This window comes from Paenarthrobacter sp. CM16 (genome assembly GCF_013179505.1).
Classification (GTDB): domain Bacteria; phylum Actinomycetota; class Actinomycetes; order Actinomycetales; family Micrococcaceae; genus Arthrobacter.
The window spans coordinates 1-25,168 of sequence record NZ_JABMCX010000031.1 but is presented as its reverse complement, the minus strand read 5'-3'; the positions used below and the strand labels follow the sequence as shown (position 1 = coordinate 25,168).

Genomic DNA, 25,168 nt, shown 5'->3' with positions numbered 1-25,168 from the left:
CGCTTCTCGAATCCGTTCCTGCTTCGCTTGGGCGCCCGGCACACTGTGGGCACACGGACCAGGGACGCGGTGCCTTTGGAACGGAACCTTGACTACATCTACTACCAGAACGAACCGGACCGCTGGTTGGAAGTCGCTGGCCTGGCCGGAGCTCCCACCATCATTTCCCCTCCCCTGCTTCCCCGGCCGGAGCACCAGAAGAACATTGCGGGGCTAAGGGACCCCCGGCGGAGCTCACTGGTGGTGGTTCACCCGGGTGCCACTGATCCGCGGAGGCGATGGCCGGCGTCGAACTTTGCCGGGGCTGCGGCGGGATTAGCGCGGGAGGGGGCCCAAGTCTTGATCGTGGGCGACCGGTCAGAGAAGGCGCTGGCGCAGGAAGTGGCGGAACTGGCGGTCCGCCAGTTGCCGGCAGCAGAGCAGAACGCCGTGAGCTCGGTGGCCGGAGAGCTGGACATCGGGGACTTGGCTGCCCTCTTGGCCGATGCGACAGTGATGCTCGCCAGCGACAGCGGACCCCGGCACCTCGCCCAAGCAATGGGAACGCCCACGGTGGGCATCTTCTGGGTGGGGAACGTGTTCAACGCCGGACCCCGCGGCCGGAGCATGCACCGCATCCATATGTCCTGGGTGACCCGGTGCCCGCGCTGTGGAATAGACATCACCCAGGTTGGCTGGACGGCACCGCACTGCGGCCACGACGACACCGTGGTGAGCGGCATCGCCGTGGCCGACGTTGTTCAGGACGTGCTGGACCTTACGGCCACGAGCCTTCTTCTGCGGGGCAAATAAGGAGTTCACGAACCTCGCTGCCGAACGGCTGCGAGAGCGCGAACACCACGGCCTGCGCCACGTTGGCGGGGTCGTTGAGCTTGGAATCGTCCTGCGGCTTGTACTGCTCATCACGGTCGTCAAAGAAGTGGGTCTTCATGCCGCCCGGGATGATGGTGGTCACGCCGATGACGCCGCCGGTTTCCGCCGCAAGTGCGCGGCTGAAGCCGATGACGCCGAACTTTGAGGCGCAGTACGCCGTGGCATCCGGCAGTGCCCGGAGACCGAGCGTGGAGGCAATGGTGATGGCCCGTCCCCGGGATTCCTTGAGGTAGGGCAGTGCCGCCCGGACCACGGAGACCGTGCCAAGGAGGTTCACTCCGATGACCTTTTCCCATTCTTCCGCCGGGACATCACCCAGCTTGCCGCAGCGATCGATGCCCGCAGCGGTCACCACCCCGTCCAGGCCGCCAAGGGTTTCGGCGGCTTCTTTGACGGCAGCTTCAACGGCTTCACGGTTGGAGACATCCACTTCCAGGGCTTTGGCGCCGGCGACGTTGCTGACGTCACGGTCGAAAACGAAGGGTGTGCCGCCGGCGTCGCGGATGGCTTCCACGATCGCAGCGCCAAGGCCGGAGCCGCCTCCAGTGACAATAACGCGGCCGGGTGTTTGCGTGTTCATGCGGTTCCTCTCGGTTGATCGGTGCTTGTTTTCAGCTGACCTTGGCCAATGCTGCAGCCAGGCCGCTGGTGGAGCGTGCCGGGTGGAAGGGCACGGTGACGCAGCGCCCTCCCCAACCCGCCACCAGGCGGGCTTCCGGCAATTCTTCGGGGGTGTAGTCGCCACCCTTGACCCAGATGTCGGGCTGTATTTCGGTGAGGCAGGCTTCGGGAGTGTCCTCGCCGAACACCACTACGGCGTCCACGCATTCGAGTGCCAGCAGCAATTCCGCGCGATCCTCCACGCTGACGATCGGCCGGTGTACGCCCTTGAGCCGCCTGACCGATTCGTCGGAATTCAGGCACACGATGAGGCAATCACCCATGCTGCGCGCGGCAGCCAACGTCCTGGCGTGGCCGGCGTGGAGGAGGTCGAAGCAACCGCCGGTTGCCACCACCGTGCCTCCCCTGCTCCGGACGGCCTGCGCCAGGTGGACGCCTTCGGGGCGAAGGTCGCCGGGGTCAACGAGTTCCAGGCCCTTGAGTTCGACGACGGGACCCGCCTCAGCCGCGGGGCTCGCCTCAGCCGCGGGGCTCGCCTCGGCCGCTTCGGTCACCACCGCCAGCGCGGCCGCTCCACCCGCAGCGAGGAAGGCTGATGCGTCCTCCACCGCTTTGGCGGCCGCCTGCGCGAGGTCCAATCCGCGCCCAAGGTGCACGGCAAGGCTTCCAGCCAGTCGGTCGCCGGCTCCGCAGGGATCACTGACGTTGGTCTTGGGTGCGGGAATGCCCTGGGACGCTGCACCGGCTGAGAGCAGCAGCGCCCCGTCTTCGCCCCTCGTGACCAGAACTGCACCGCTTCCCCACTTCTCGAGCAGGTAACGGCCGGCTTCTTCGGCACCTGTGCGGGACGGTTCCAAGCCATCGGCCTTCGCGGAGGCCAGCGCCTCGGCAAGGTTGGGCGTCACGACGGCGACCCCTTCCACGGGCACGGAACCGGCAGGATGCGGATCCCACACCACCGGGACGCGCCGGGCCGCGCTGGCCAGCGCAGCGCGGATGTCGGTGTTGGCGGTGATTCCCCGTCCGTAGTCAGCCACAACAATGGTGTCCGCCGCTGCAATCGCAGCGAGCATCTCCCCGGTACTGGCCGGGACAGGAGCCGGGGCGCATCCTTCATCGAACCGGACCATCGGGTGCGTCCCGATCCGCACACGGGTTTTGGTGGGCGTCGGGGCAAGCGGGGCTCCGGCCAGCACCGACACACCGGCCAATGCGCGCCGCAGGTGGCTGGCGCCGTCGTCGTCCGATACCGCGGTGACCAGCGCGACGTCGTGACCGTCCTGCGCGAGCACGGTGGCTACCAGTCCGGCACCTCCTGCACGACGCCGGATATCGGCGACGTCCACAACCGGCACCGGCGCGTCGGGGCTGAGCCGTGTGGCGGCCCCGTTGATATCGACGTCCAGAAGCACATCACCTACCACCGTGATCCTCATGGTTGACCCCCTCCGGAGGAAGCTGCGCCGTATGATCCCGCGCGCCTGGCGACCTCGGCGTCGAAGGCCCGGCACACTGCGTGGATGGCGATGAGGTGGCCTTCCTGGGCGTTTGCGGAGATGGCGTCAACGGTGATGGCTTGATCGCAGGCGTCGGCCAGCGGATTGGGGGCGGCGCCGGTGAGTGCCCACGTGGTGATGCCGCGTTCCTTGGCTGCACGGGCGGCCTTGAGGAGGTTGGGGCTGCGGCCGCTGGTGGACAGAAGAATGAGGACGTCACCTGAACGTCCGTGTGCCCTGACTTGGCGGGCGAAGACTTCCTCATAGCCGTAGTCGTTGGAGAGTGCGGTCACGGCTGAGGATTCTGCGTGGAGCGAGATGGCGGAGAACGGTGCGCGTTCCTCGTCGAACCTCCCCACCAGCTCGGCTGTGAAGTGCTGCGCCTCGGCCGCTGAACCGCCGTTACCCGCTGCCAGCAGGCGTTGCCCGGACAGCAGCCGCTTGGCCAGTTCGGTGCCCCACTCAGATAAACGGCCGGACTGCGAGCGCAGTGAATCCAACGCCGGAAGGACGTTGTCCAGGTGTTTGGTGACCTCGTCGGTGTGGGTTGTGTCGGTGAAGTTGGGAGCCCACCGGCTGGGCACGGTGTCCGGAACAGTGGTAGAGGCGGGGGTCTTGGTGGTGGTTTGGATGTTCACAGTGCCGTTGATGTTCACAGTGCCGTTCCTTCCAATGGTTCCAAGCGTTCGGGCTGCCGGGACAACCCGGCGGCCAGTACGGAGCGGTAGGCTTTCTCGGTGTCTGCTGCGATCCGTTCCCAGGAGTAGCGGGAGCGGGCCCGACGCGCACCGGCGCGGCCCATGTCGGCCCGGAGTTCCGGGTCTCCCAGCAGCTTCCCGAGTGCCTCGGCGAGCGCTTCGGGATCACGCGGCGGGACGTGCAGCCCTGTTTTCTGGTCAACCACCGTCTCGCGAAGCCCGCCCACGGCTGCGGCCACTACAGGGACACCGCATGCCATGGCCTCAAGGGGCACGATGCCGAACGGCTCATACCAAGGCGTGCACACCACAGCATCCGCGCTGCGGAAGATACCCGGCATCGCATCCCTGGGCACCTGCCCGCGCATGGTCACTTTGTCCTCGACGCCGAGTTCCTTGGCCATGGCCCTGAGTCGCTGCGCTTCGGGGTCTTCTTCGAGGTTGAGGGCATCGCCGGAACCGCCAACGATCAAGAGCTCGACGTCGTTGAAGCCCGCCTCCGCCAGAAGCGGCAGGGCCTGGATGATCAGGTCCACGCCCTTTCGTTGCACGAGGCGTCCCACGCTCAGGATCCGATGCGTGCGTGTCCTGGGCTCGGCGTCGGACGTTCCCGGAAACAGCGTGAGGTCCACGCCGCAGGGCGCAATGGAGATTTTGGACCGGCTGATGCCCAGGGCCTTGAGTTCAAAGACTTCGTCCGGGCAGGTGGCGATGACCCAATCGGCAGTGCGGCCCACCCACGGCTCCAGCCATTCCCTGGCGGGCGGGCTGGTGTCAGCGGCGCCCTGGTGCCTGCGTTTTACGGATCCCAGCGCATGGAATGTCTGCACCACGGGAACAGGATCAGCCGCGCCTGCCCGCCGGGACGCCTGGATGGCAGCGAGGCCGGACATCCAGAAATGTGCGTGCACCACGTCCGGGAGCTCGTCCGCCCAGTCCGCGCAGATGCCATCTGCCAGCTCTCCCATGTACGGCAGGAGATCGTCTTTGGGGATGTGGCGGGCCGGACCGGCATCCACGTGAACCACCGTGAGCCCCGCACCCACGTTCACCCGCTTTGGTAGCTCAGGGTCATCACGCCGCGTGTATACCGTGACTTGATGGCCGCGATCTGCCAACGCAGATGAAAGCGCCGCCACATGAACGTTCTGCCCTCCGGCGTCAACGCCTCCCAGGGCGGCCAGCGGACTGGCGTGTTCGGAGACCATGGAGATTTTCATGGGTGCGTCCTCTCTGTGTGGTGGCGGGCGTCGGGGTCATGGCGGGCGTCAGTGTCATGGCTGGGGTCCGTGTCATGGCTGGTGAAAGCTGTACCGGATTGCGGACGGCTTCCCCGGCGCGTGCCCTTGGGGAGTTCGGCCAGGAGTTCGTCCCAGGCCCTCAGAAACTTGTTCAGCCCGTAGCGCTGCAGTGCGGACTCGCGGGCGATCATGCCCATGGCGTAGGCGTCGTCGGGATCATCCAGCAGCCGCCGGGCGAACTTCTGGAGGTCGTCGACGTCGTTGGAGACCAAGCCTGCACCGTGTGGAATGGCGCGGCCCGCCTCGGTGGTGGCCAACGCCAGGACGGGCATGCCAAGGTGCATGGCTTCGAGCAAGGCCAACCCCAGAGAGGTCCAGCGGAGCGGGTGGAGGTACAGGCGGCAGTGGGCCAGTTCGTGGTGGAGTTTCGGGGCGGGGACGTCACCGGCGATCCGGAGCCGTTCCTCGCTGAGCCCGAACCCTTTGAGGTTCAGTGCTTCCGGCAACGCCTCCGTACCCATGCCGAAAACCCGCAATGGCCCCACCCCGGCAAAGCCCGGGAGCAGGTCCGTGCCTGTGACGCGGCCACGGCGGACAGGTTCGTTGACCACCACGCCCATTTCTTCCCGTTCACCGGTGTACAGGTGTCCCGGGTCCGGAATGCCGTGCTCTATCACCGTGGTGGTTGCCGTGCCGGTATCCCAGAAGAGCTGGTTGAAATGGGTCACGTGCACCACCGGAATGCTGCTCTGGTCTGCCAGCGGGTGGAGCGTGAAAGGGACGTCGCCTTTGGGAGTGTTGTGTTCGAGGTACACCGCGGGGAGGTCAATTCCCGGGCGGCGGCCGAGTGTCCGCGCCACCGCTGCGATCTCCTCGGGCCGCTGCAGGACCACGGCGTCAACGCTCGCAGGGTCCAACGTGTCCAGGTCCACTTCCCGGGCAGCGGCAGGCCAGTCTCGGCCGCCCCGCCCCAAACCCCATGCGCCGCCGTCGGACGATTTCGGAAGCAAGTACTCATGCTGGCCGCGAACAAATGCCTCCATCCATCCGCCGTGGACGTGCCACACCAGGATCCTCATGGTTTCCAAACCTTTCGTCGAGTGGACAGGGAGGAGACGCCTCCCAAGAGCCTTTCAACAGCCTCGACAACCTGCTCCGGGGTTACCGAGCTCAGACAGGGGTGCCCGGGGACGGGACATACCCGGGCACGGGTGTTCTTGCAGGCCGCTTCCTGGTCTCCCAGGAGTTCCAGCGGGACGCCGTAGGGCGCCCATCGGATGGCAGGAACCACCGGGGCGAACAGGCAAACCACCGGCGTGCCCACCGCGGCCGCCAGGTGGGCGGGGCCGGTGTTGCCGGTCACCACGACGGCGGCTCCGGCCAGTACCGCTGCCAGCGTCCGGAGGTTGGTTCCTCCGCCGAGGTTCCTGGCGGATGGGCCGGCTACCGTTGCCGTGAGTGATGTTTCCCCGGGGCCGCCTGTGACCACCACCCGGTGTCCGTATGCTTCAAGCAGCTCCACGGTTGCCGCGTGGTGGAGTGCGGGCCAGGCCCTGGCAGGGGCGGCTGCTCCCGGGTGGACCACGATGTACGGTCCTTCATCAGCCAACTCGTCGGCCACCCCTTCAGGGTCCGGGCCGGAAGTGATGCGCAGCTTGCCGTCGTCACCGTTCGGCAGCACGTAGCCGCCGGCCTCTGCAATGGTGAGCGCCCGCACCACTTCAGGCTGATCTTCCGGGAAGTCTTCGCCCGGTTTGAGCCGGACGTCCAGGAGCGAGCCGGCGTAGTCCGTTGACGCTCCGGTGATCTTTTTGACGCCGGCCAGGCGCAGGAGCATGGCCAACGGAAGCGGCGACTGGTGGAAGGACGTCAGAATGACCGCTTCCTGAATCCGGGAACTGCGGACGAATTCAATCAGGCCGCTGGTCATTTCTTCGGTGACCGGAGGTGCGGGGTTCACAATCCACGGGCATGCCCACGTGTGCACCTGGGTTACTCCGGGCAGCATTTCAGCGGCGCCGGCACCCTCCGGGCCGCAGAGCAGGACCACATCGTTGGGTCGGCTGCCGTCGGGCCTGCTTCCGTTGGCGACGGCGCGCAGGGCAGGCCCTGAAAGGAGTACATCGCCCATGCTGTCCAAGCGGGCTACCAGGACGCGGCTCATACAGGGGCGTCCTGTTCTTCCAGCGCTCCGGAAAGTATGAGCTCCACAGCTTGCCCCAGGTTCTCCGCAACAAAGCCGGCGGCCTCGATTTCCTCCTGCCGGGTCACTGAGGTGGGCACCAGGACGGCCCTCGCACCCGCCGCTGCTGCCGCCTCCATGTCAGCACCGATGTCCCCAATGAACGCAGTTTCCTCAGGGGCGATCCCCAACGTGCTGCACGCTCCCAGAATCATGCCGGGAGCGGGTTTGCGGCAGCCGCAGCCGTCCGCGGGTCCATGCGGGCAGATTTCCCACAGGTCAAACGGACCCAGCAGCTGCTCTACGCGCTGATTCACTGCCATGACCTGGTCCAGCGTCAACAGCCCACGCGCCACGCCCGACTGGTTGGTCACCACACCGGTGGCCAGTCCCGCCCGGCGTACTTTTTCGAGGGCGGACAGGGCACCGTCCATGGGCCGCACCAGCTGCGGATCGCCGTTGTATGGCACGTCAACAACGAGTGTTCCATCGCGGTCAAACAGGACCGCCTTCAACGTTCCGGTTCCTCCCATACTCGCAACGTTCCCCAGTTCTCCGGACGCTAAACAGTGCGGCCGTGAGAAGTTTCGTGCAGCTAGACTCCTACCGGGAGGCCACTATGGACACAGCATCGAACAGTCACCAGAGCAACGATCAACCCCTGCTGCTTGCCCTGCGCGCTTTGAAACTCGGCGACCTCCTGGTCGCGGTTCCGGCGCTCCGCGGATTGCGCCGGGCGTTCCCCGAGCACAGGATCCTGTATGCCGCCCCGGCCTGGATCGCCGAGGCCTTGGAGCTTGTGGGCGGCATTCACCACCTGCCTACGCCCGGTCTCGATGACCCTTTGACGGTGCCCCGGGGCGCGGTGGATGTCGCAGTCAACCTCCACGGGAACGGCGCTGAGAGCCGTTTGCGGATTGAGGAATTGCAGGCCAACCGGGTAGTGGCGCATGCTTCCGCCGGCACTGACGGCCCGGAGTGGACCACCGGCATTCCAGAACGCGAGCGCTGGACCAGGCTGCTCAACTGGCACGGAATCGACGCTGATCCCTTGGATTACCGGCTGAACCGTCCCGCCGTCCCGTCGCCGCGTCCCGGAGCCACCGTGATCCATGTGGGTGCCGCGTATGGCAGCAGGCTCTGGCCGGTGGAGCGCTTCGCGGACGTTGCGGTGGAGCTCGCTGCCGCCGGGCACCAGGTGGTTCTTACGGGCGGCACTTCGGAGCGTGCCCGTGCCGAGGAGACGGCTGCCTTGGCAAAGCTCAAAGGAGCAAACCTCGACGACGGCCTCCTGGCCGGGCGGCAAGGGCTCGCAGAGTTTGCGGCTACTATCGCCGAAGCTCGCCTGGTGATCTCAGCCGACACCGGCGCGGCTCATCTGGCATCCGCGTATGAACGCCCGTCCGTTGTCCTGTTCGGTCCTGCCCCCGCGGAAGAGTGGGGACCGCCGCCCGGACCGCACGTGGTGCTCACCGCCGTCGAGCTCCGCCGCGGTGATGTGTTCTCCGCCGATCCCGATCCGGCGCTTTTGGCCGTGAGCGTCCGCGACGTTCTGGACGCAGTGGAGCGGCTCGCTGTCTAGTGCACCTTATGGAGCTGTCCCGTCCTTCAGGTGGGCTTCTTCGTCCAACAGTTGGGTCTGGAGGGAAACAAGGATTTTGGAGAGCTTGCGGGATACCTGCATCTGGGACATGCCCAGGGCCTCTGCGATGGTGGACTGCGTTTCCTCGCGGTAATAGCGCCGGTACAGCAAGTGCCGGTCCTCGGCACTCAGGCCGCGGATGGCGTTGCGCAGGGCCAACACGTCTTCGAGCCGGTCCGTGGGGCAGCCGAATGCCGACAGCGAGCCTTGCAGTCCGTCGCGGCCTTCGGACGCGGGCGCGTCCAGGGAATCGGGGCGCTTGCTGGTCCCGGCCATGAGCGCTTCACGTACCTGGCATGGTTCCAGGTTCAGATCCTCGGCCACCTCCTCCGGAGAGGGCGTACGTTGCAGCGTCTGGGTCATTTCCTCCGTCCGGGCCAACACCTGGCGGCGGACGTCCTGGATGGTGCGCGGCGGACGGACAACCCAGCAGTGATCACGGAGGTAGCGCTTGACTTCCCCTGCGATGGTGGGGGCGGCGTAGGCAGGGAAGCTGACGCCTTTGGACTCGTCGTAGCCACGCGAGGCCTTGATGAGGCCCATGAACGCAACCTGCCTGACGTCGTCCAGATCGTGGGTATGGGCGGAGTATCTGGCGGCAATGGACTTCGCCAAATTTAGGTGGTCAAGGACCAGGCTGTCCTGGAAACTCTGCCGGATGCTGCCTTCCGGTTTGCAGGCAGGGGTCCTGGTGTGGACTGTGAGGGGTCGGGTTTGACGCATGGGGCTTCAATCCTTAACCAGCTGGTGAGGGTGAGCCCACGGCAAGACTCCTTAAAAAGAGAAGCACACTTACTATTAGCTTTCAACGGGTCCCCGGGGTTAGTCTCGAAAGGTAGCCACAATCAGGGATCGGAGTTCCCCATGGAAGACCCGCAGCTCGCCGAGCCGACAACAGTCGTGGCCGATATCCAGGACCTGCTGCTCGATACCCCTGACGTTGAAGCGTTCCTGGAGGAGCTGGCCAGGCACTCAGCCGGCATATTCAGCACCCCCGGGAACGAGGTGTACTGCGGTATCACCTTGATGCGGCGTCGTTCTGCCGGGACCGTGGCAAGCAGCGGCGAGCGGGCCCGGATGCTGGACGAATTGCAGTACAACTTCGCCGACGGGCCCTGCCTTCGCGCCTGCCGCGAAGTGACACAGGTTCACATTCCGGATTTCGCCAAGGACAACACCTGGCCGGAGTACAACAAGATCGTCACCGAACACGGCATCCGGTCAGTCCTTGCAGTACCGTTCCCCCTCAGCGATGACGCTGCCAGGGCCGGACTCAACCTCTACTCCGAACACCCCAACGCGTTCGACCAAGCTGCCGTGCAACGAGCCACCGACTACGTACAACAGGCATCCAAGGGCCTGCGCCTGGCGGTGCTGATCGCCGAGCACAGCCAGACCGCCAACAACCTCCGGGCAGCCATGGAATCGCGGACGGTGATCGACATTGCCACCGGCATCATCATTGCCCAAAACCGCTGCACCCAGGAGGAGGCAATCGAGCTCATCAAAAAAGCCTCCAGCAACCGGAACGTCAAGCTCAGGGTGGTTGCCCAGGCCATTGTTGAGTCGGCAGGCGGAGGTCCGGTCCAAACGGTGTTCAAGTAGGCGCAGCGACCGGCGCTAGCCCTGCATGGCACCGACAATGGCTGCAATCCGGGCGGCGCGGGGCACTCTTGGTAGAACACAGCCCCAGTCCAGGCAGGCTGGGGCTGAGTCCCGCGGCAGTTACAGCAGGCTGCGCAGAACGTGCGCCGCGCCGTCGTCGAGCACTGACGCGGTGACCTCGTCCGCAACGGCGATGACCTCATCGGGAGCCTGGCCCATGGCGACGCCCCGACCGGCCCAGGTGAGCATCTCGATGTCATTGCGGCCATCGCCCACGGCTACTGTGTTGGCCTGGTCCGTGCCAAGCTTCCGGCGCAGTGCTTCCAGGGCGCTGGCCTTGGTGACGCCCTCAGCGGCAATGTCCAGCCAAGCCGTCCAGCCCACCGAGTACGTCACGCCGGACAATCCGATGTGCTTGATGGCCTCGTTGAATTCATCCGAGGTGTTCTCGCTGCTGAAGACCACCACCCGGACAGCGGTGGCATCCAACATGGTTTGGAAATCGACGCCGATGGACTCCACGCCGAAACTTGCATCCTGGAAACGCTCGGTGGAGAGGAAGTTGCCGTCCTCGTCCTCCAGCGCGTACTTGGCGTTGGGCAGCCGTTCGCGCAGTGCCCTCAGCGCCGGAGCGGGATCGAACGTTGCCTTGTGGATGATCTCGTAACCCTTATCCAAGGAGGGATCCAGGCGAAGGGTGACGCCGCCGTTGCAGCACACCGCATAGCCTCGCTCAAGGCCGATCTGCTCAATGATGGGCAGCGTCGCATTGAGTGAGCGGCCCGTGGCGATCATGACGTCGTGGCCGCTGGCAACCACTGCCTGCGCAGCTGAGCGGACAGCCGGCGACATGTGGCCGTCGTGGTCAACCAAGGTGCCGTCAACGTCCAAAGCGACCATGAGATTGTTGTTGTTATTTGGCTGGTCATCGATGCCAGCAACTGGAGTATCAGTCAAAATAGTCATGCTTACAGTAGAGCAGATACCTCCGACACTGAACTAGGACCGGCACCACAGCTGTGGATTAACGGACGGTGAATAGTGAATCGTCACTGGCCGGCTCCTTGCCGCTCCTGAGGATCACCAGCTGCCGGGTGGCCCGCGTCATGGCCACGTAGCGGTCCACGGCACCCTCAATGCCCTGGCCAAACGTTTCCGGATCGAGGAGGACCACGAGGTCGTACTCCAGGCCCTTTGCCAGCTCAGGGGTGAGCCAGCTGACGCGGTCCCGTTGAGTCCCGGCTATCGCGTCCGGGCTGCTAATGACACAGGCGATTCCCTCAGGATTGCGATCGTTCCAGTCATCCAGAATCGTGCTGAGCTGCTTGGTTTCACCGTGGACCACCGGGATGCCACTGCTGCGGACCGAGGTAGGTACGTTGGCGTCCGGGAGTGCCTCGCGGATCATCGGTTCAGCTGCAGCCATGACCTCTTCGGGAGTGCGGTAGTTGATGCTGAGACCGGCAACGGTGACGGTGCCAAGGCCCACACGTTCCAGCCGTTCTTCCCATGATTCCGTGAAACCGCGCCTGGCCTGGGCCCTGTCCCCCACCACTGTGAAACTCCGCGAGGGGCACCGCAGCAACAACATCCGCCACTCGGCGTCCGTCAGTTCCTGGGCTTCATCCACCACGATGTGCGCGAACGGTCCAGCCAGGGTGTCAGGATCAGTGGAAGGCAGCATCTCCTGGTTCACGAGCTTTTCCCGCATGTCGTCACCGCGCAACATGTACATCTCCAGATTTTCGGAGTCATCAGCAGCTATCAGGTCCTCCACCACTCGATCCATAAGCTCGCGCTCGGCCGCAAGCGATGCGTTCCGGACCCCTCTGAGTCGTGAGGCCTCAGGGTCGCCCAAGCGTTGGCGGGCTGCGTCCAAAAGGGGCAGGTCCGCCGTCGTCCATGCCTCGGGGTTGTCCCGCTGAAGCGTTGCTGTTTCACCGGGCTGCAGCCATGGCGCACACAACCTCAGATAGGCCGGCACCCGCCATAAGTCCGCCACCAACGCCGGGTAATCCAAGAGGGGCCACGCCCTGGTGAAGGCTGTCCTCAACTCCGCATTGTGGGTAAGCGCGCGGCGCAGCAGGCTCGCCGGAATGTCATGCTCGTCCAGTTTGTCCACGAGGATGGTGAGCAGTGCCTCCCACACGTCATCGCGGGCTTCATTGTGCGGGGTGCCGGGTTCCGCGGCATCAAACGCCTCGGCCCAGTCCTCACTGCTGAGCCATATATCGGCGTAGGGCGTTTCCACCTCCATGCCCTCCTCAGGCGGTGCCTCGTAGAACTTCACGGCGGACTCAATCGCCTTCACCATCTCCACGGTCGACTTCAGCCGGGCCACTTCGGGATCAGGCTCGACGACGGCCGTGGCACCTTCGGGGACAAGGTCCCTCAGCGTGCATGTCTGCACTCCCTCCTCACCCAAGCTCGGAAGGACGTCAGCCACGTAGGCAAGATAGGGCTGATGCGGGCCCACAAACAGGACCTCGCTCTTTTGGTGGCTGCCGTGGTGATTCAACCGCGGATCCGAATAGAGCAGGTACGCCGTCCGGTGCAACGCCACCACGGTCTTTCCGGTTCCGGGCCCGCCGTCCACCACTAAAGCACCGCGGGAGCCAGCACGGATGATCCGGTCCTGGTCGGCTTGGATGGTCCCCAGCACATCACGCATGCGAGGCGAGCGGCTGCTGCCCAAACTGGCGATGAAAGCGGATTGGTCATCAAGGGCAGCGTTGCCCTCGAGGCCGTCGGCAGTGAACACCTCGTCCCAATAATCACTGATCCGGCTATCCCCTCCCGTGCTCCGAGTCCACCTGTACCTGCGGCGACTTGCCAAGCCCATCGGGTTGGCGTGGGTTGCCCCGAAGAACGGCTCGGCGGCCGGCGAGCGCCAGTCGATCAGGAGTCGGTGCCCCTCTCTGTCGGTCAGGCCGAGCCTGCCCACATACACCGGTTCCGGATTCTCCGCAGTGACCATCCTGCCCAAGCAAAGGTCCAGGCCGAAGCGCTTTAGGGCCCGCAGCCGCCCGGTGGTCCGGTGGATTTCCTGATCCCGGTCCAAGGCCGCCTGTCCACGACCACCGGGCTGCTTCCGCGTGGCATCAAGACGTGCGGTCAACTCCTCAATTTGTTCCGTGAGGCTGGTTTCAATGGCTTCGAACTGCTGCTCGTCGTTGCCGATCAGGTGCGGATCGGCCTTCCGGGCGAGGTGCTCCGGCAACATGAAGGCACTGGTTTCTGATGGGCTGATTTTGGGCATCACACGACTCCCTTTTCTTTGGTTGGCGGGGTTCGTGGATCAATTGTTCGGCACGTAGGGGGCCTTGCCGCAAGCCCCCATGTGGGTTATAAATTGAGTATGGAAGGGACCATTCCCTTCCTTTTTTGTGCCCTTTTCCGCAATTGTTCGAAATCCCCGCCGCATAACGCCGGGCGTGCCGAACAGCAGCGAGTTTGAGGGGCGCGGGCTAGGGTAGTCGGATGCCTTCAGGAATGACCGGAGCTCAGCTTTCAGCCCTCTACGACGCCCGCAATGTGTGGGCCGCGGATGATGACTTCTTTCTGGACTTCGTTAATCAGCGGCCGAACAGCCGGGTATTGGATCTTGGTTGTGGCACCGGGCGGATGACCCTCGCAGTTGCTGCGGCTGGCCACTCCGTTGTTGGCATCGACCCCAGTTCCGACTCCCTTGCGGCTGCCCGCATGAAACCAAGGGCTGATGAGGTGACGTGGATTGACGGTACATCGGCGCAGATCCCCGTGGCGCACGCTTTCGATGTGGCCATCATGACGGCGCATGTGGCCCAAGCAATAAACGACGACGACGCCTGGTCCCGGACGCTTGCCGACGTCCACCGCGCATTAGTCCCCGGAGGCAGCTTGGCTTTCGATTCCCGCGACCCTGCCGCCAGGGCGTGGGAGCACTGGACTCCGGCAGAGACAAGGCGCCGGCACACTCTTCCCGACGGATCCATGGTGGATGCGTGGGCCGAAAGCACTGTGGAATTGGACGGGCGCGTTGCCCTGACCGAGCACCGGGTCTACAACGGCGGCGTCCCTGAACCAGAGATCTCAGTCCTCGCATTCCGCACGGAAGATCAGCTGCGACAGGATCTGGCGACTGCCGGCTTCACCATTGACCGCATCTACGGCGGATGGTCCGGCGAAGATGTGGGTGCCGGGGAGGGCGAACTGATAGTGATTGCACGCAAGCCCGCCTAGATTCCCGCCCTAGTTCGAATCACCCGCCGCACAACGTGGAGCGTGACGAACAGATGGGGGTTTGAGCGCTATCCACGGCCCACCGCCAGCAATCCTGTCCGGACGCCCGGGAGCAGTCCGGCACCGAGCAGCTTCCGGCGCAGCCTCTCCGGGTTCTCAACATCTGCCCATCCCCAGCGCGCGAATCCGAAACCCAGGGCACGAATCCGGTCCTCCCGCAGCTTCTCGTTGTACACGGCTTCCTCAACCGTGGCGCCGTTGCGTAGTTCCGGGGTGGTGTATTTCGCCTTTCCGTCGAACTCCCCCACAACACCTTTCCCGCCGCCCCTTCCAGGCCACCAAAAATCACTTCGGCCAATGAATCCGTCTATATCGCTGAAATCATGCTGTAGCTCCGGCTGTTCCACGCCAAGAAACTGAAAGGCTGCCCTACTGAAGGACTCTCCCGCAGATTCAGCCAGGGGAGACGCAAGTGACAACGCTAGTTCTGCTCGGCGCCTGGCAGCAGCATGCGGGTGCGCCCGGACGGCCACCGCAATCCGGTCCATGTCCATGAGATTGGACCCCGGCACAAGGATTCCCCCTTCCAGAGTTCTCGCGCTACTCCATCTGCCACCACCAAGGACTGGCTTAGCGTCGATGAGAACGCCACGTCCAAGGCCGTATGCAGAAGTCCCGTGCCCACAAATTCTCCGAGGCTTACCGGGGTGGACTCAGGATGCAGGTGATACCGCAAGGGGAAGCCTCGATCCGTCAGGACGTGCTGGGCGTCGATGCCCGCACTCACAATGGACAACGTAGGCCGGCGTCGTCCCGAGCGACTTGGACTCGTTGCAACGCATTCCACATAGGACGGGGTCCGCAGGATGGGTATGCCCATGGCGAAAGCAGCAGTTTCACGGCAGAGGACAAGGCCTGGAATGGCGCGGGCAGCTGCAGCAACTGTCCAGGCGAAGCGAATCCACGGCTGAGCCGCCCGCCACTTGGATGTCTCTACGTAGAAGCCGCGGCGAATTCTCACCAGTTTGCCCGCCATGAAGCTGCTGTGGACTGCATCTGTCCGGCCCCCGGAGCGAAGAATGGCAGGGGTTTCAATGAGACCAGGTGGTATGTCCATCACTCCACCTTGGCCCGGCGCAAGCCATCATTCAGCTGCAGAATACCCCTATGTGCACAACCCCGGATGTGGAGGACAAGTGGCAACAGAAAATCCCGCCCCTGTCCGCCACTCGAGCCGTACAACGGCCGGGGAAGCGAACGAGGGCGGGATCCGCCAAAGAATTAAAGAACCGGCAGAACCTCAAGCCCGCCAAGGTACTTCTGCAGTGCCTTCGGAACGTTCACTGAGCCATCCGGGTTCTGGTGGTGCTCAAGGATGGCAACGATCCAGCGCGTGGTGGCCAGCGTGCCGTTCAGCGTGGCCACGGCGCGGGTTCCCTTGGCAATACCTTCGTCATTGATCACGCGTTCGCGGATGTTGAGGCGGCGGGCCTGGAACGTGGTGCAGTTGGACGTCGAGGTGAGCTCGCGGTAGGCGTTCTGGGTGGGTACCCAGGCTTCACAGTCGAACTTGCGGGCTGCGGACATGCCGAGGTCGCCTGCGGCGGTGTCGATCACGCGGTACGGAAGCTCGCACTTGGCCAGCATTTCCTCTTCCCAGGCGAGCAGGCGTTCGTGCTCAGCGGCTGCTTCTTCAACCGTGGTGTAGATGAACATCTCCACCTTGTTGAACTGGTGCACACGGATGATGCCGCGGGTGTCCTTGCCATGCGAACCGGCCTCACGGCGGTAGCAGGAGCTCTGGCCCGCGTAGCGGATGGGACCGGCAGAGAGATCCAGGATCTCGTCTGCGTGGTAGCCGGCGAGGGCCACTTCCGAGGTTCCCACCAAGTAAAGGTCGTCTTCAGCGAGACGGTAGATCTCGGCGTCGTGCTTGACGTCAAAACCGGTGCCCTGCATGGTCTCGGGGCGCACCAACGTGGGGGTGATCATGGGGACGAACCCGGCGTCGATGGCCTGCTCCATGGCCATCTGCAGCAGTGCCATTTCCAAGCGGGCGCCAACGCCACGGAGGAAGTAGAAGCGTGAGCCCGAGACCTTGGCGCCGCGTTCCATGTCGATCGCGCCGATCAGTTCACCGATTTCCAAGTGGTCCTTGGGCTCAAAGTCCGTGAATTCACGCGGAGTACCAACTGTCTTGACCACAACGTAGTCGTCCTCGCCGCCCTCGGGGACACCGTCCACTACAAGGTTGGGGATGACGCGGAGCAGTTCTTCCTGCTTGGCTTGCGCGGCAGAGGCTTCAGCGGCAGCGGCTTTGACCGAGTTGGCCAGTTCCTTGACTTCGGCCAGCAGTGCCTGCTTTTCCTCGCCCTTGGCCTGCGCCACCTTCTTGCCGAACGCATTCTGCTCTGCACGGAGCGTCTCGTGGCGGATCAGCGCGGCACGGCGATCGGAGTCAGCGGAGATGATCGCGTCCACAACGGACTCGTCGGCACCACGGGCGCGCTGGCTGGCACGGAACTTGTCCGGATTTTCGCTGAGGTCTTTTACGTCGATCACCAGACAAGAGTATCGAATCCGCCGCGGATTTCCGGCCCGAAGCGGGCAAACCCCGCACGCCCCGGACACGAGGCCAAGAGGGACCTGCCCAGGAGGATAGTGTTGGAGCACCATGAGCGACTGGATCCTGTACGTGATTCTCGCTGGGGGCGTGGCGTTTGCCGTCTCCAGTTGGTGGGGTGTGCGCCGATTGAAAGCCCGGCACATCAGGAGCGCGGTTCGGGAGGACGCCCATAAGCCCGGTGGAGGGGACCAACGGGTTGCCGTCATCCTCAACCCGGTGAAGAACAACGCGGACGCCGCCCGGCAGGCCATCATCGACGCGTGCGACCTCGCCGGATGGGATGCCCCCAAATTCTTCGAAACCACCATCGAAGACCCCGGATACAGCCAATCGCGCGAGGCTTTGGCCTACGGGGCCGACGTCGTCCTGGCGTGCGGCGGCGACGGTACAGTGCGCGTTGTGGCAGAGTCGCTGGCGCACAAGAACGTTGCGATGGGCCTCATCCCGCTGGGCACCGGAAATCTGCTGGCGCGCAACGTGGATCTGGACGTCACTGACATTGCGGACTGCATTCAGGTTGCCCTGTTTGGCCACCAGCGCTACATCGATACCGCCACCATGGGCATAGACAATGACATCACCGGCGAATCCGCCGAGCACACGTTCCTGGTCATCGCGGGCATGGGCCTGGACGCCGAGGTTGTTGGCGATACCAGGGACAACCTCAAGAAAAGCGTGGGCTGGCTGGCCTATACCGAAGCCGGCGTCCGCCACCTTCCCGGCCGGCGAAAACGCGTCACCATCACCATGGATGACCAGCCCGAGCAGGCCAGGAAAATCCGCAGCGTACTGTTCGCCAATTGTGGATTGATCCCCGGCGGCATCGACTTCATCCCGCAAGCAATGATCGACGACGGCATGTTGGACATTGTGGTCATGAGTCCCCGCAGCGCATTCGGTTGGCTCGCCATGTACACAAAGGTCCTGTTCAAGCACAATGCGAACCTGCCGATGATGAGCTTCTACCGTTCCGGCAAGGTCATCATCCGCAGCCAGGAACCCATGGCTACACAGCTCGACGGCGATCCCTCAGGTGAGGCGACAACGGTCACGGTGCAAGTGGAGCCAGGGTCCCTGCTGGTGCGTGTGCCGAAAGCCAAGACGGACTAGATTGCTCCAACGTCCGGCTGGGCAGCGTTCCTGTCGGCTTCCTCGGTAGCTGCCTTGGCAGCAGCGCGTGCCTCGGCTTGCTCCTTGATCATCGCTTGTTCTTCTTCAAAGCGGAGCCGGTCTGCACGATCGGCTTCATCGCCATTCCAGTCGTCCTGGTTTTCGCCTGTGGGCTTCGGATTGACGATCATGCCCTGGCCCTCTTTGTCATCCCGGTGGACTGACATGACCGCTCCTTTCGTTGGTGCATTCATCCATCGTTTATGGATCAAGCAAGCATACGCACAGAAGCATCCTTGCGAAAGGGCGGACGCTCCGCTTGTGAACAGTGGCTAGGAGCCCTTCAGGATCGAGTCAACCCACGCGTGCGCGGAGGCAAAAGCAGCATCCGATGTGTGCGGAGCCACCACGGCGGGTTGTTTGTCGGCACGGGCGTAGGAGCCCAGGAACCGCGTGGCCGGGCTGATGCGGTGGAGGCCTGCGAGGGCGTCGGCTACCCGTGAATCCGTGGCATGGCCGTCGGCGTCGATGCTGAAGAAGTAGTGGCCCAGGTACTGTCCGGTTGGCCGGGATTCGATGCGGCTCAGGTTTACCCCGCGGGAAGCGAACTGGTCCAGGATCTCCATGAGCGCTCCGGGGTGATCCTCGGGCAGCGGAACCACCACCGTGGTCTTATCCGCGCCCGTGCGGCCCGGAAGGAGACCGGGTTTGCTCACCAGGATGAAGCGGGTGACAGCCTCGGGGTTGTCGCCAATGTCCTCTGCCAGGACGTTGAGCCCGGGTTGTTCGGCAGCAAGCAACGGCGCACAAATGGCGGCGTCATAGGGGGCGTCGTCGTCCAACAAGCCCATGGCGGATGCCGCCGTCGACGATCCCGGGACGTAGTCGGCGTCAGGAACGTGCTCATCCACCCACAGCCGGCACTGCGCCCAGGCGTGGCCGTGCGTCGAGATCCGCTTGACGTCGGAAAGTTCGACGCCGGGCCTCGCCACCAGCACGAAGGTGATGGGAACCAGGGCCTCACGGATGATCCGGAGCTCCTGGCCTGTGGCGATCGCATCCAGGGTGGCAGTGACCCCGCCCTCCACCGAGTTTTCGATGGGGACCATGGCCGCATCAGCTTCGCCGGAACGGACCCGGTCCAACGCCGTATTGACGTTGCTGCACGGAATACGCGTAGCGTCGGCAGCACCCGGTACCTGGAGGAGGGCAGCCTCGGTGAAGGTGCCCTCGGGGCCGAGGAATGCGTAGGTCAGTGCCGACATTAGAATATTCCTTGCTGGTTATATAAGGGGTTTAGAGGACAACCGGCTTCAGCCCGTTGTCCGAAACCATCGGCTTGCCGGCCTCAAACCACATGTCCATGCCACCGGCAACATTCACCGCGGAGTAGCCCTGGCCCACCAGCCACTGCACGGCGCGGAAGGAACGGCCTCCGGTGCGGCAGATGACAAAGAGGTCGTCGTCCGGATCGAGTTCGTCCAGCCGTGCCGGCAGTTGGTCCATCGGGATGTGACGGGCACCTTCGGCATGGCCGGCCACCCATTCGTAGTCTTCGCGGACGTCCAGAATGCTGGCGTCGGCCGGAATGTCGCCTACAGGCACGGTATCGAATTCGCTCATGGCGGTGGTCCCTTCCCATCGATTTAGTCCAGCATCCAGCCTAGTCCCCGCCGCGTGGCGCTGTAACTTCACAGGTGGCCCGCGCTTGCTTCCCGACGCGCGGACGCTAAGACTGGGATCCAAGCTCTCCCCCACCGCCGGCGCGTTAGGAGTACCCATGGCTACCGGGCAACCGACTATTTTGGCGACGTCCGGCGGGTACAAGCCCGGCGAGCGCACCCGGATCGAGTTCAACCACTTGATGCATTACGCCGTGGAGCTGTCCGGTGTCACCGGCCGGGCCCCGCGCGTCACACATATCGGCACAGCATCGGGTGACCAGCGCTGGTGGGCTGCCGAGATGGACCAGGCCGCACGCATTGCAGGGTTCAGTTTCAGCCACCTCAACCTCTTCACCATGCCCAACATCGAGGACCCCGAAGCCCATCTGCTGGAGCAGGATGTGGTGTGGGTCCACGGCGGCTCAGTAGTGAATCTGCTGGCGGTCTGGCGTGCCCACGGACTGGACGGCACTCTCCGGAAGGCCTGGGAAAGTGGAGTTGTGCTTGCCGGGGTCTCAGCCGGGTCCATCTGCTGGTACCAAGGTGGTGTCACCGATTCCTTTGGCCCCGAGCTCAAGCCCGTCACCAATGCTTTGGGCTTCCTCCCCTACGGCAACGGCGTCCACTATGACTCGGAACTGCGGCGCGCACCGGCAATCCACCAGCTGGTGGCCAACGGCACGTTGGGTGAAACGCACTGCACGGACGACGGCGTGGGGCTGGTTTACCGGGGCACCGAACTTGTGGAGGTGGTGTCCGAGGTGAAGAACAAGGCTGCCTTCCGGGTGACCGCCGGGGCGGGCGAGAGCGTGGATGCTGTTGCTGTGGAGGAACGGTTGGAGTCGCGTTTCCTTGGCTGATCCTTACATGCGTGACCTTTCGCGAATGTCCGCTGTTGAGCTGCGCGATGCCCTGGCCTCGGGGGAAGTCTCCGCCCGGGAGGCCACCGGGCATTACCTCGCGGCCATTGAATCCCGGAACAAGCAGCTGGGCGCCTTCGTCACCGTCACGGCTGACCGGGCACTGGACGACGCTGCAGCTGCGGATCGCCTGCACGCCGCGCTGGTGAAGGAGGGACGCTTGGATGAACTCCCCCTCCTTCACGGCATGCCCACGGCATTCAAGGACCTCACCGATGTTGCCGGTGTTCCCACTACGCACGGCAGCGCAGCCCTGGAGCACAAGGCGGCGCCGGAGGACGGCGCCCTCGCGGCTGGCCTGAAGATGCGGGGTGTCATCTCACTGGGCAAGACCCAGGTTCCGGAATTCGGACTGACGGCCTACAGCGAAAATCGCGTCGCACCGCCGTCGCGCAATCCACACGCCATGGGACGCAGTTCCGGCGGATCGTCGGGCGGAAGCGCTGCTGCGGTGGCTGCCGGATTTGTTCCCTTTGCGCCCGGAACCGACGGCGGCGGCTCCATCCGGATCCCGGCCGGAGCCTGCGGACTGGTGGGATTGAAGCCTGGCCGCGGAGTGGTGCCCTCGGGTGCCGGCGCGGGCGATGCTGCAAAGCTCGTTGTTGCCGGGCCGCTGGCAAAAACCGCTGCGGATGCGGCGCTGCTGATGGACGCGCTGGTCCCCCGGGACCAAGCCCGCGACGGCGGATACCTCGCCAATGTTGGGCGGGCGCCGAAGCCCCTGAGAATCGGCCTGAGCCTGGACAGCCCCTGGGCTGGAATTTACCCGTTCCAGATCGAAGAAGAAGCGATGGACGCCTTGGCTTTGGGGATCAAACTGCTGGAAAAGGCCGGGCACAGGGTCGGTGAAGCCGAAATCCGCTATGACAACCGCTATCCCGAAGCGTTCACAACAGCCTGGACTGCCGGCGTCGGGAGTGCCCGGATAGCACCCCGGCGCGAGGCGTTGCTGACCCCGCTGACCCGGACATTCCGGCGTCGTGCGCAACAGCGGAGCGCGTCGAAAGTCAATGAAGCCCTGAGTTTCCTGCGGCAGTTCGAGCACGACACCATCACGCAGTACTCGAACTGGGACATGATCCTCATGCCCACTTTGACGCAGACACCGCGGCCGATCGGATGGTTTACCGGGGGAGGACACAGTGGTGAGCCGTGGCCGAGCGAGTGGGCGGGCGACGCCGATGAGGATTACAAACGGCAATGCCAATATGCGCCGTGGTCCTCCATGGTGAACGTGTGCGGACTGCCGGCCATCAGCATTCCCGTACACATGACGCCGGGCGGCCTGCCGATGGGGATCCAGCTGATCGGCAGGCCGGGATCCGAGCTGCCGCTTCTCCAGCTGGCAGCCGCCCTCGAGAGCAGCTGAGATCGGCGTCTAGCATATGGAAAGTGGTTGCCCCGGGCATATATCGATGTGACAATGCCCGCAGTCAGTGCCAGCATTAAGAAAATGAGCACACCTCAAACCACGGCTGAGTCCGCAAAGCCAGCGGGCGATACGTCATTCTTCGGCCACCCAAAGATGTTGGCCAGCCTCTTCTCCGTGGAAATGTGGGAGCGATTCTCCTTCTACGGCATGCAGGGAATCCTGCTCTACTACATGTACTTCACCGCCGAGCAAGGCGGTCTTTCCATCGACCAGGGCCTCGCCGCTGGTTTGGTGGGCGCGTACGGTGGTGGCGTTTACCTGTCGACGATCCTCGGCGCATGGCTCGCCGACCGTCTCTTCGGCTCCGAAAAGGTCCTGTTCGGCTCGGCCATCATGATCATGGCCGGCCACATTGCGCTGGCACTCCTGCCGGGCATTCCGGGCCTGATCGCGGGCTTGGTGTTAGTAGGCATCGGCTCGGGCGGGCTGAAGGCCAACGCCACTGCCCTGGTAGGCAGCTTGTACGGCGAGAAGGACGAGCGCCGCGATGCCGGCTTCTCCATCTTCTACATGGGCATCAACATCGGTGGCCTCATTGGCCCGCTGGTTACCGGTTGGCTGCAGACGAGCTACGGCTTCCACGTGGGCTTCGGCGCCGCGGCCGTGGGCATGGCGATCGGCCTGGTCATCTACTCCCTGGGCCGCAAGCGCCTTCCTGAGGAGGCCCACCGCGTTCCCAACCCCCTTCCGGCGAAGGACCGCACCAAGTACGGCCTGATCTTCCTGGCCATCCTGGTTGTCATTGGCGTCCTGCTCGGCACTGGACTCGTCAACGCCAACAACCTGGCCAGCAGCATGGCCTACGCGGCCATCGGGGCCGCAGTGGTCTACCTGTTCCTGATCTTCCGCAGCCCACTGGTCACCGGCGTGGAGCGCAAGCGCGTGATCGCCTTCATCCCCCTGTTCATCGCATCGGCCGGGTTCTGGGCACTGTTCCAGCAGCAGTTCACGTTCATCGCTGTGTATTCGCAGGAGAAGCTGGACCGCAACCTCTTCGGCTGGGAAATGCCGGCCGCCTGGGTCCAGTCCATCAACCCGGTGTTCATCATCATCTTCGCCGGTGTCATGGCCGCCCTGTGGACCAAACTGGGCTCCAAGCAGCCGAGCTCGCCGCTGAAGTTCTCCGCAGGCCTGTTCATCATGGGCCTGGCTTTCCTGGCGTTCATTCCGCTGGCCGGCGAAGGCAAGACACCGCTGCTGGCACTGGTGGGCATCCTGTTCATGTTCACCCTGGCGGAACTGTTCCTCTCCCCCATCGGCCTGTCCGTGAGCACCAAGCTCGCCCCGCAGGCCTTCCACACCCAGATGGTGGCGCTGTTCTTCCTGTCCGTCTCACTCGGCACCACCTTGGCCGGAATCCTCGCGGGCCTCTACAACCCCGAGGACGAACTCCCGTACTTCCTGGGGATCGGAAGCGTTGCAGTAGTGCTGGCCGTGGGCCTGGCGGCCGCATCACCTGCCATCAAGAAGCTGATGGGCGGCGTGCGGTAGCAGCCCGCCCTCGCCTGACGTTAACCAACGACGGCGACCCTCGCGTCCGGTGGGATTCCCACCAGAGGCAAGGGCCGCCGTCGTACGTTTTTGCTTAGTAGTCGTACCTGCTGGTTGAGGCACCGATCGCAGCAAAGAAGATGATGCCGAAGATCACCGTCAATGCAATGCCGATGTACCCCATCACCAGGCCGGCGATCGCCATGCCCTTGCCGGCGGGCTCGCGCTTGAGGCCGAGGTGGCCCAGGATCACGGCGGCGATCTGCGGGAGGATGAAGAATCCGAAGCCAACAAAAATGGCGATACCGCAGCACATGCTGGCAATGCTCAGGCCCTTGGGCTCCGCCTGCATGGCGTAGTACGCGGGCTGGCCGTAGGGTGACTGCGGCTGACCGTAAGGCTGCTGGCCATAGGGCTGCTGCCCATAAGGCTGCTGTCCAGCGGGCTGCTGCTGCTGGTACGGGCTGGGCGGCTGGCCATACGGTGACGGCGGCTGCTGGCTGTAGTCACCGGGCGTGTATTCACCGGGCGTGTAGGCGCTGGCGGGCGGCTGCGGCTGGGTGTAGAAGTCGTCCTGGCCCTGGGCGTTCTGCGTGTATGCGCCCTGCCCGTGCGCGCTCTGCTCGTAGGGCGGGAGGGGCTGCGTGGCGTTGGCGCCCTCGCCCGGCGCGCCGTGCTCTGCAGCACCCTGGCCCGCAACGCCCTGGTCTGCCGCGCCCTGATGCGGTGCACCTTGGCCCGCGGCGCTCTGGCTGGCAGCACCCTGGCCCGCAACGCCCTGGTCTGCAACGCTCGACTCGGGCGCGCTGAACTGTGCGGGCGGGACGTACTGCGGCGGTTCGTATCCCGCCGGCTTGTCTTCGTTGCCCTTGGATGGCTGATCTGACATAGGAATCCCCCTGAAAGTGGTCTTTGATCCCAACACTACCGCCGTCCGGGGTCCCGCATAAGGAAAAGCGCACCGTGGACATGGGCACAACAGCCCATCGGAAAGAATTCATGCAAAAGCATGGAATTTTTTCGAGTCCGACTCGGTTTATGAAAGTAGCGACTTAAGCAGCGCTCACCAAGGAAATCGGCGGGATCATTCCCGCGAAGGAGGAATCATGGGTAACTTCGAAGGCAAGACCGCACTCGTCACCGGCGGCGGTTCAGGGCTCGGGGAAGCGATCAGCAAAGACCTCGCAAAGAACGGCGTCAAGGTTGTAGTAGCTGACGTGAACCTCGACGCCGCCACCCGGGTGGCCAACGAGATCACGGCCGACGGCGGCACCGCAGTTCCGTTCCAAGGCAACACTGCGGTGGCCGAGGACAGCAAAAAGGCGGTCGACTTCGCCGTGGAAACC

At 64.3% G+C, this 25,168-nt stretch carries 26 protein-coding genes; 9 read left to right on the top strand and 17 right to left on the bottom strand.

Going from position 1 to position 25,168, the window contains the following annotated elements; translation table 11 throughout:
- A partial coding sequence (locus tag HP499_RS04405) for a glycosyltransferase family 9 protein (protein ID WP_172322712.1) occupies window positions 1-792 on the top strand: 792 nt, incomplete at its 5' end.
- On the opposite strand, the gene HP499_RS04400 is transcribed toward HP499_RS04405, so the two are convergent.
- The 7 genes from HP499_RS04400 to HP499_RS04370 form a co-directional block, all read right to left on the bottom strand.
- A complete protein-coding gene (locus tag HP499_RS04400; protein WP_172322711.1) occupies window positions 758-1,453 on the bottom strand; it encodes an SDR family oxidoreductase in 696 nt (231 codons plus the stop codon). The genes HP499_RS04405 and HP499_RS04400 overlap by 35 nt on opposite strands.
- A 31-nt stretch (window positions 1,454-1,484) precedes the next feature.
- Window positions 1,485-2,930 carry a PfkB family carbohydrate kinase gene (locus tag HP499_RS04395; RefSeq protein ID WP_172322710.1) on the bottom strand — a complete coding sequence of 482 codons (1,446 nt, stop codon included), beginning with the start codon at window positions 2,928-2,930 and terminating at the stop codon, window positions 1,485-1,487.
- Window positions 2,927-3,574, bottom strand: coding sequence for an SIS domain-containing protein (locus HP499_RS04390; RefSeq protein WP_172322715.1), 648 nt, complete (start codon window positions 3,572-3,574; stop codon window positions 2,927-2,929). The genes HP499_RS04395 and HP499_RS04390 overlap by 4 nt, the downstream gene beginning before the upstream one ends.
- A gap of 68 nt (window positions 3,575-3,642) precedes the next feature.
- On the bottom strand, window positions 3,643-4,908 hold the full coding sequence (locus tag HP499_RS04385; RefSeq protein ID WP_172322709.1) for a glycosyltransferase: 1,266 nt from the start codon (window positions 4,906-4,908) through the stop codon (window positions 3,643-3,645).
- Window positions 4,905-6,008, bottom strand: coding sequence for a glycosyltransferase (locus HP499_RS04380; protein WP_172322708.1), 1,104 nt, complete (start codon window positions 6,006-6,008; stop codon window positions 4,905-4,907). Before HP499_RS04380 ends, HP499_RS04385 begins: the two co-directional genes overlap by 4 nt.
- On the bottom strand, window positions 6,005-7,093 hold the full coding sequence (locus tag HP499_RS04375) for a glycosyltransferase family 9 protein (protein ID WP_172322707.1): 1,089 nt from the start codon (window positions 7,091-7,093) through the stop codon (window positions 6,005-6,007). The genes HP499_RS04380 and HP499_RS04375 overlap by 4 nt, the downstream gene beginning before the upstream one ends.
- Window positions 7,090-7,644, bottom strand: coding sequence for an HAD-IIIA family hydrolase (locus HP499_RS04370; protein WP_172322706.1), 555 nt, complete (start codon window positions 7,642-7,644; stop codon window positions 7,090-7,092). Before HP499_RS04370 ends, HP499_RS04375 begins: the two co-directional genes overlap by 4 nt.
- 86 nt (window positions 7,645-7,730) lie before the next feature.
- On the opposite strand from HP499_RS04370, the gene HP499_RS04365 reads away from it, so the two are divergent.
- The gene (locus HP499_RS04365) at window positions 7,731-8,693 is read left to right on the top strand and encodes a glycosyltransferase family 9 protein (RefSeq protein WP_172322705.1); all 963 of its coding nucleotides are present in this window, start codon (window positions 7,731-7,733) and stop codon (window positions 8,691-8,693) included.
- A gap of 6 nt (window positions 8,694-8,699) precedes the next feature.
- On the opposite strand, the gene HP499_RS04360 is transcribed toward HP499_RS04365, so the two are convergent.
- Window positions 8,700-9,476: a sigma-70 family RNA polymerase sigma factor gene (locus HP499_RS04360; protein WP_172322704.1), complete on the bottom strand. Its 777-nt coding sequence runs from the start codon at window positions 9,474-9,476 to the stop codon at window positions 8,700-8,702.
- 141 nt (window positions 9,477-9,617) lie between these two features.
- Here HP499_RS04360 and HP499_RS04355 point away from each other — a divergent pair, with 141 nt between their 5' ends.
- On the top strand, window positions 9,618-10,358 hold the full coding sequence (locus HP499_RS04355; RefSeq protein WP_172322703.1) for a GAF and ANTAR domain-containing protein: 741 nt from the start codon (window positions 9,618-9,620) through the stop codon (window positions 10,356-10,358).
- A 120-nt stretch (window positions 10,359-10,478) separates the two neighbouring features.
- Here the strand turns inward: HP499_RS04355 and HP499_RS04350 are convergent, their stop codons facing one another.
- Window positions 10,479-11,324 carry an HAD family hydrolase gene (locus HP499_RS04350; protein ID WP_172322702.1) on the bottom strand — a complete coding sequence of 282 codons (846 nt, stop codon included), beginning with the start codon at window positions 11,322-11,324 and terminating at the stop codon, window positions 10,479-10,481.
- A gap of 58 nt (window positions 11,325-11,382) precedes the next feature.
- Window positions 11,383-13,617, bottom strand: coding sequence for an RNA polymerase recycling motor ATPase HelR (gene helR, locus HP499_RS04345; RefSeq protein WP_216659730.1), 2,235 nt, complete (start codon window positions 13,615-13,617; stop codon window positions 11,383-11,385).
- A gap of 221 nt (window positions 13,618-13,838) precedes the next feature.
- Between helR and HP499_RS04340 the strand changes: the two genes are divergently transcribed.
- Window positions 13,839-14,579, top strand: a complete 741-nt coding sequence (locus HP499_RS04340; protein ID WP_172322701.1) for a class I SAM-dependent methyltransferase — start codon at window positions 13,839-13,841, stop codon at window positions 14,577-14,579.
- 68 nt (window positions 14,580-14,647) lie between these two features.
- Here HP499_RS04340 and HP499_RS25035 read toward each other — a convergent pair whose 3' ends face one another.
- From HP499_RS25035 to serS, 3 genes are all read right to left on the bottom strand, one after another.
- Window positions 14,648-14,887: a hypothetical protein gene (locus tag HP499_RS25035; protein ID WP_253951395.1), complete on the bottom strand. Its 240-nt coding sequence runs from the start codon at window positions 14,885-14,887 to the stop codon at window positions 14,648-14,650.
- Between the two features lie 173 nt (window positions 14,888-15,060).
- On the bottom strand, window positions 15,061-15,696 hold the full coding sequence (locus HP499_RS25030; protein WP_253951394.1) for a hypothetical protein: 636 nt from the start codon (window positions 15,694-15,696) through the stop codon (window positions 15,061-15,063).
- A gap of 164 nt (window positions 15,697-15,860) precedes the next feature.
- Window positions 15,861-17,141, bottom strand: a complete 1,281-nt coding sequence (gene serS / locus HP499_RS04330) for a serine--tRNA ligase (protein WP_172322700.1) — start codon at window positions 17,139-17,141, stop codon at window positions 15,861-15,863.
- Between the two features lie 112 nt (window positions 17,142-17,253).
- On the opposite strand from serS, the gene HP499_RS04325 reads away from it, so the two are divergent.
- Complete coding sequence (locus HP499_RS04325) at window positions 17,254-18,315, top strand: diacylglycerol kinase family protein (RefSeq protein ID WP_172322699.1); 1,062 nt, start codon at window positions 17,254-17,256, stop codon at window positions 18,313-18,315.
- Here HP499_RS04325 and HP499_RS04320 read toward each other — a convergent pair.
- The 3 genes from HP499_RS04320 to HP499_RS04310 form a co-directional block, all read right to left on the bottom strand.
- Complete coding sequence (locus tag HP499_RS04320; protein ID WP_172322698.1) at window positions 18,312-18,542, bottom strand: hypothetical protein; 231 nt, start codon at window positions 18,540-18,542, stop codon at window positions 18,312-18,314. The genes HP499_RS04325 and HP499_RS04320 overlap by 4 nt on opposite strands.
- 105 nt (window positions 18,543-18,647) lie before the next feature.
- Window positions 18,648-19,580, bottom strand: a complete 933-nt coding sequence (gene pheA / locus HP499_RS04315; RefSeq protein ID WP_172322697.1) for a prephenate dehydratase — start codon at window positions 19,578-19,580, stop codon at window positions 18,648-18,650.
- A gap of 31 nt (window positions 19,581-19,611) precedes the next feature.
- On the bottom strand, window positions 19,612-19,938 hold the full coding sequence (locus HP499_RS04310) for a rhodanese-like domain-containing protein (RefSeq protein ID WP_172322696.1): 327 nt from the start codon (window positions 19,936-19,938) through the stop codon (window positions 19,612-19,614).
- Between the two features lie 157 nt (window positions 19,939-20,095).
- Between HP499_RS04310 and HP499_RS04305 the strand changes: the two genes are divergently transcribed.
- The 3 genes from HP499_RS04305 to HP499_RS04295 are packed head-to-tail and all read left to right on the top strand — an operon-like array spanning window position 20,096 to window position 23,822.
- Window positions 20,096-20,839 carry a peptidase E gene (locus HP499_RS04305; protein WP_172322695.1) on the top strand — a complete coding sequence of 248 codons (744 nt, stop codon included), beginning with the start codon at window positions 20,096-20,098 and terminating at the stop codon, window positions 20,837-20,839.
- A gap of 7 nt (window positions 20,840-20,846) precedes the next feature.
- Entirely contained in the window at window positions 20,847-22,268 is a 1,422-nt protein-coding gene (locus HP499_RS04300; RefSeq protein WP_172322713.1) for an amidase, read from the top strand.
- Window positions 22,269-22,322: 54 nt separating this feature from the next.
- Entirely contained in the window at window positions 22,323-23,822 is a 1,500-nt protein-coding gene (locus HP499_RS04295) for a peptide MFS transporter (protein WP_216659729.1), read from the top strand.
- Window positions 23,823-23,916: 94 nt separating this feature from the next.
- Here HP499_RS04295 and HP499_RS04290 read toward each other — a convergent pair whose 3' ends face one another.
- Window positions 23,917-24,711, bottom strand: coding sequence for a DUF4190 domain-containing protein (locus HP499_RS04290; RefSeq protein ID WP_172322693.1), 795 nt, complete (start codon window positions 24,709-24,711; stop codon window positions 23,917-23,919).
- Between the two features lie 217 nt (window positions 24,712-24,928).
- Between HP499_RS04290 and HP499_RS04285 the strand changes: the two genes are divergently transcribed.
- A partial coding sequence (locus HP499_RS04285; protein WP_172322692.1) for an SDR family NAD(P)-dependent oxidoreductase occupies window positions 24,929-25,168 on the top strand: 240 nt, incomplete at its 3' end.